The following is a 1,976-nucleotide window of genomic DNA, read 5'->3' as shown; positions in this document are numbered from 1 at the left end:
GGAAAATGGGCCTGGGTGTCCCGGTCAGGCCGGTGCTACTGCGATGCCGGTGAGCTGGTAAGTCAGGATGGTTTTGGGGGTCGCTGAGGGAACCACGGTTTGTGCCAGGGTCGCCATCGGGCGCCCGGGGCACGTGTGTCAGTCTCCGCTCCGTCCCGTTGGCCCCTCCGGGCCACCCGTCGCGTTCATGCGTCGCTGCGTGGGAGGGAGCCGGTCATGGCCCGGCTGGACGTGAAGGACGAGGTCATTCATCTGCGGTCGGCGGGGGTGGACCTGGGCAAGCGGTTCCTGCTCGGCTGCGTGCGCACCCCCAGCACCACGCACGCGGGCCGGTGGAGCCTGGAGACCGAGCGGTTCGGCACCAGCCAGGCCGAGATCCGCCGCTTGCTGGCCTGGCTGGTCGAACGCCGGGTCGAGGTTGTGGTGATGGAAGCGACCTCGGACTACTGGCGCAGCGTCTACTACCTGCTGCAGCCGCACCTGACCTGATGCTGGTCAACCCCTCCCACCTGAAGGGCATCCGGGGCCGCAAGATCGATCCGAGCGACGCGGCGCTCCTGGCCCGCGCGGGGGCCTCGGGCATGGTGATGGGCTCCTTCGTTCCGCCCCGCACCGTCCGGGAACTGCGGGATCTGACCCGTCGGCGGACCGAGGTCGTCCGGGCGGCGGCCGCGGAGACCCAGCGGCTGGAGAAGGAGCTGGAGGACACCGGCTTCAAGCTGACCTCGGTCCTGTCCAATGCTGTGGGCGTCTCGGGCCGGGCGATTCTCGAAGCCCTGGTCGCCGGCGAGCGAGACCCGGAGCGGCTGGCTGACCTCACCGTCCGCCAAGCCCGTGCCAAGATCCCACAACTGGACGAGGCCCTGGACGGGGACTTCACGCCCCACCACGCGTTCATGGTCCGCCACTACCTCGACCAGATCGACCACCTCAATGCGACGGTCGCGATGTTCGACGTTCGGATCGCCGAACTGCTGGCCGCCCAAGAGCGCCACCTCGACCTGCTGGACACCATCCCCCGCATCAGCCGCCTCGCAGCCGAGATCGTCACCGCCGAGACCGGCGGGGACATGGCCCAGTTCGCCACCGCCCACCACCTCGCCTCCTGGACCGGAGTCTGCCCTGGGCAGAGCGAGTCCGCTGGCGTGAACTGCTCCGGGCGCACCCGGCACGGCAACACCAACCTCAAGCGGCTGCTCGGGGTCGCCGCCATGGCGGCAGTCCGCAACAAGGACTCCTACCTCGCCGTGTTCTACCGTCGCATCGCCTCCCGCCGCGGCGCGAAACGCGCCCTGGTCGCCGTCATGCACAAGCTCGCCATCGCGATCTGGCACGTGCTCCACGATCAGGTCCCCTACCGCGAACTGGGCGCCGACTACTTCACCAAGCGCAACCCCGAACGCGCCATGCGCCGCATGATCAAGGAAGCCAACAGCCTCGGTCTGACCCTCCGCTTCGAACCCATCTCAGCGGTCTGACCTCACACACTCCGAACTTTTTGTGTCAGTAGGAGGTGAGTTGGAGTCGGGCGAGGTGGGAGGTGCGGGTTGCTCCGAGGGGTGTTTCGTTGAGCCAGGCGTCGAGTGTGATGATGTTGATGGCGGTGGCGGCGAAGATGTGTCCGAGGCGGTCCTGGGGCAGGTCCGTGCAGCGGGGTCCGGCGGATGCGGGTGCGCCGGATTGCCTGGGAGATGGTGCTTCCACTCCGGCGCGGATGTCGTCCCTTTGGGAAACGACGCCCGCACCACCCGAGCGGTCAGCTCCGGCACCCCACCATCGTGCTGAGACTCCAGCGACGCCCAGCCACACCCCTCGCTCCGACGAACAGAAACCATCAGGCCGACCTCAGCAAGCCAGCGAAGCCGGTTTACGGATTTCCCAACGGAGTCCGGAAGGACGGGGCTTGCGCCAAGAGATCCGGTCAACGCAGGTGGTTACCCCCGCAAGCGCTGCGCCCCTGCCGTGTGACCGACAGG

At 68.1% G+C, this 1,976-nt stretch carries 2 protein-coding genes; both read left to right on the top strand.

The features are described from left to right. The first annotated feature begins 216 nt into the window (after positions 1 to 216). Positions 217 to 489 (top strand): hypothetical protein, encoded by a 273-nt coding sequence (locus tag AB0N17_RS46370; protein ID WP_366017686.1) that lies wholly within the window; start codon positions 217 to 219, stop codon positions 487 to 489. Beyond that, positions 489 to 1,478 carry an IS110 family transposase gene (locus tag AB0N17_RS46365; protein WP_366017685.1) on the top strand — a complete coding sequence of 330 codons (990 nt, stop codon included), beginning with the start codon at positions 489 to 491 and terminating at the stop codon, positions 1,476 to 1,478. Before AB0N17_RS46370 ends, AB0N17_RS46365 begins: the two co-directional genes overlap by 1 nt. Positions 1,479 to 1,976 lie beyond the last annotated feature (498 nt).

It is taken from the genome of Streptomyces sp. NPDC051133 (genome assembly GCF_040682635.1).
GTDB lineage: Bacteria > Actinomycetota > Actinomycetes > Streptomycetales > Streptomycetaceae > Streptomyces.
Note: the sequence above shows the minus strand (reverse complement) of the source record. Positions and strands in the feature narration are given on the sequence as shown.

What these genes read in the sequence shown, in the direction of transcription:
- AB0N17_RS46365 (WP_366017685.1), top strand. Translation starts at nt 489, where the DNA reads ATGCTGGTCAACCCCTCCCACCTGAAGGGCATCCGGGGCCGCAAGATC.
- AB0N17_RS46370 (WP_366017686.1), top strand. Translation starts at nt 217, where the DNA reads ATGGCCCGGCTGGACGTGAAGGACGAGGTCATTCATCTGCGGTCGGCG.